General features: G+C 59.2%; 3 protein-coding genes. All 3 read left to right on the top strand.

What is annotated here, in order from left to right; all coding sequences use genetic code 11:
• Positions 1-822, top strand: an 822-nt coding sequence (locus ACHFFR_RS02480; protein WP_394262691.1) for a 4Fe-4S binding protein, incomplete at its 5' end; no start/stop codon positions are given.
• Positions 819-1,427: a hypothetical protein gene (locus ACHFFR_RS02475; RefSeq protein WP_394262690.1), complete on the top strand. Its 609-nt coding sequence runs from the start codon at positions 819-821 to the stop codon at positions 1,425-1,427. The genes ACHFFR_RS02480 and ACHFFR_RS02475, both read left to right, overlap by 4 nt.
• 157 nt (positions 1,428-1,584) lie before the next feature.
• Positions 1,585-3,639, top strand: a 2,055-nt coding sequence (glgX, locus tag ACHFFR_RS02470) for a glycogen debranching protein GlgX (RefSeq protein ID WP_394262689.1), incomplete at its 3' end; no start/stop codon positions are given.

Genomic DNA, 3,639 nt, shown 5'->3' with positions numbered 1-3,639 from the left:
GGAGTCGACGAGCGCCACAGTTCGGCCCGCGTGTCGGTGGAGTGTTTTTCGATCGTCGACGCCGAAGTTGTGGCGGCCGGGGCCGTTCTGTCTGGTCACGCGCGCTTAGAAACGGGTGACTGTGCCTCGTGCCCGAAACTGACGCCGGACGTCGTCGCCGTGTTCAAAGATGCGGTGAACCTCGCACGCGGCGCTGACGCCAGCGCGAGCGTCTCCGTTGACCATGTCGGACACGTCGAGAGCGCCGCGGGCGAGAATGCCGCCTCGCGGGCCGGCACGGGCAGGAAGAAGCGCTTCGGCAAACGCGCACGTGCCGAACGGCCATCGGCCGCGCTTTCCCGGCGCGACCTCTTCCTCATGGGCTTTGGTCTGAAGGACGACAACCGGGCGGCTCAGCCTGAAAGCCCTGCCTCGGCGCTGTCCGGTGTACGTCTGGGCGCGTCCGCTCGCGAGGTCTATCTTGCCGCGCTCCCCGACCCGCTTCTGCCGTCGCTGGAGGTGACTGGCCCGTGCACGGCGTGCGAGGTGTGCGTGAGCATGTGCCCCGAACGCGCGCTAGGCCTCGAGGATGAGGAGCTACTGTTCGATCCCACGCGGTGTTCCGAATGCGGCGTATGCGTCGCAAAGTGCCCTGAAAACGTTCTCGCGATCGATCAACGACGCCCGGGCAGGCAGGTTCGAACGCTCACGCGCGTGCCGCGCGCCCAGTGCACCACCTGTGGCCGTCCGCTTGGCCCCCACGAGGGGCCCGTGTGCCACAATTGCTCGACGCTACGTACACTGACTAGCAGAATTTGGGACATGTACGAGGAGAAACAGTGACAGATCAGGGCCGACTCACACCGGACTCAAAGACGATGGACATCATGGCGAACACGGCTCACGACCGCGCGCAGATGTGGTCGTTGTGCGCGCGCATTCTCGATCGCCCGACCGCCGATTTCGTGACGGACTTACGCGAGGACAAGCTCGCGAACCCCGTGCGCGAGTGGACGGCGTGGCTCGGCGACGATTTCGAGGCGAAGGACGTCATTGGGGCACTGAGCGCGTTTGCGAGGCGCTCCACCCGTTTTACTCCCGAAGAGGACCTTGCGGAGCTGACGGTCGAATGGGAGAAGTGGATCGAGGATCCCGATATCGCTACGTTCGTTCGCCGCAGCGCCGAGCAGGCACGCGCGGAGGAAGAGGCTTGGACCAACCGCGAAGTGGAGGAAGCCAAGCGCCTGAGAGCGTCCCAGTTTGCGGAAATTGATGAGAAGTTTCAACCGCTCGTTGCGTGGTCTGAAAACGCGGACGCGGGGACGTCCTCCCTCGTCGTCCAAGTTCTCGTTCGAATCGTTGCCGCACACATCACGGCCGAGTCGGGTCGCAATCTCCTTGGCAGATTAGAGCGCCAGCGCGGGCACCTGCAATTTAAGTTCGACTAGCGCACCAACCCGCCACACGTTCCCGAATTGCCGGTATGATTCAAACTACATTTCGCCAACGTGTTCAAGCCCACGATCCGCGCGCTATCAGCGAAAACAACGATACATGCGCACCGCGGTTTACAAACTTTTCAACTAAACGTGAGAGTGTTAAGACATGGAAATTTGGCCAGGTAAACCTTATCCACTCGGTGCGACATTTGATGGCACCGGAACGAACTTTGCGATCTTCTCCTCGATAGCGGACAAGATCGAACTCTGCCTCATAGACGATGACATGAACGAGCAGCGCATTGAGATGCGCGAAGTCGATGCCTACGTCTGGCACTGCTACATTCCGGGCATCCGCCCCGGTCAGCGCTACGGCTTCCGCGTTCATGGACCCTACGACCCCAAGAACGGTCACCGCTGTGACCCCTCAAAGATCCTCCTCGATCCCTACGCAAAGGCAATCGAGGGCCAGGTCGACAATCATCAAGCAAACTTCTCCTACGATTTTTACGACAACTCCAAGCGCTCCGAACTCGATTCTCTCGGTCACACGATGCTCTCGATTGTTGTCAACCCGTTCTTCGACTGGGGCCACGATCGGCCGCCGAAGCACGATTATCACAACTCGGTCATCTACGAGGCTCACCTGAAGGGCATGACCAAGCTCCATCCGGATATTCCGGAGGAAATGCGTGGCACGTACACGGGTATGGCGCACCCCGCCATGGTCAACTACTTGAAGGAACTCGGCATCACGGCGCTCGAGCTCATGCCCATCCACCAGTTTGTCAACGACACGTCGCTCATCGAGAAGGGATTGTCGAATTACTGGGGGTACAACACCATCGGCTTCTTTGCGCCGCAAAACACCTTCTCCTCCTCCGGCGAGCGCGGTTCGCAGGTCGAAGAGTTCAAGGCGATGGTCAAGGCCTACCACGAGGCGGATATCGAGGTCATTCTTGACGTCGTCTACAACCATACGGCCGAGGGCAACCACATGGGCCCAACGCTCTCCTTCCGAGGAATTGACAACGCAGCCTACTACCGTCTGGTCGAAGACGATAAGGCTCACTACTTCGATACCACCGGAACCGGCAACTCGCTCAATATGTCATCGCCTCACAGCCTGCAGCTGATCATGGATTCGTTGCGCTACTGGGTCGTGGACATGCATGTTGATGGATTCCGCTTCGATCTTGCCTCCACGCTCGCGCGCGAGCTCCACGCGGTTGACAAGCTCTCCTCGTTCTTCGACATCATCCAACAGGATCCGATCATCTCGCAGGTCAAGTTGATTGCCGAGCCGTGGGACGTTGGCGAAGGCGGCTACAACGTGGGCGAATTCCCACCACTGTGGACGGAATGGAACGGCAACTACCGTGACACGATGCGCGATTTCTGGCGCGGTGAGCCCTCGACACTATCGGAGTTCGCTTCCCGACTGACGGGCTCATCGGATCTGTACGAACATTCCGGTCGCCGCCCATTTGCATCGATCAACTTCATTACCGCCCATGACGGCTTCACGATGCGCGATCTCGTGTCCTACAACGAGAAGCACAACGAGGCCAACGGCGAAGACAACGCAGACGGTTCGAACAACAACCAGTCGTGGAACCACGGCGTTGAAGGCCCCACCGACGATCCTGAGATCCGTTCGCTGCGCTTGCGTCAGATAAAGAACATGTTCACAACACTGCTGACTTCCCAAGGCGTGCCGATGATCTCGCACGGCGACGAGATTGGCCGTACGCAAGACGGCAACAATAACGTCTACGCACAGGACAACGAATTGTCGTGGGTAGATTGGGAGCTTGACGAGGACAAGGTTGAGATTCATCGCTTTGTCCAAGCACTTATTGCTCTTCGTCGCGAGCACCCAGTGTTCCGTCGTCGTCGTTTCTTTAAAGGCGACGCCGGCCGCGGTGGCGAATCCGAACGGGGCGATATCGTCTGGTTCGTCAATAGTGGCGAGGAAATGGCCGATGAGGACTGGGACACCTGGTTTGCTCGGTCGGTGCTGGTCTATCTCAATGGCGACCGCATTGCGGAACCCGATCCTCGTGGAAACAAGGTCGTCGACGACGATTTCTTGATCGCGTACAACGCCTCTGAGGAGGATCTCGACTTCGTCGTCCCCGAAACGATCGAGGATGCCACGTGGGAGGTTGTCCTATCGACTGACTCGGTTGAATACACGGGAGACACATACGTGGCTGGC

The organism is Trueperella sp. (genome assembly GCF_043424875.1).
In the GTDB taxonomy this organism is placed as follows: Bacteria; Actinomycetota; Actinomycetes; order Actinomycetales; family Actinomycetaceae; genus Trueperella.
This window is presented reverse-complemented; position numbering and strand designations above follow the sequence as displayed.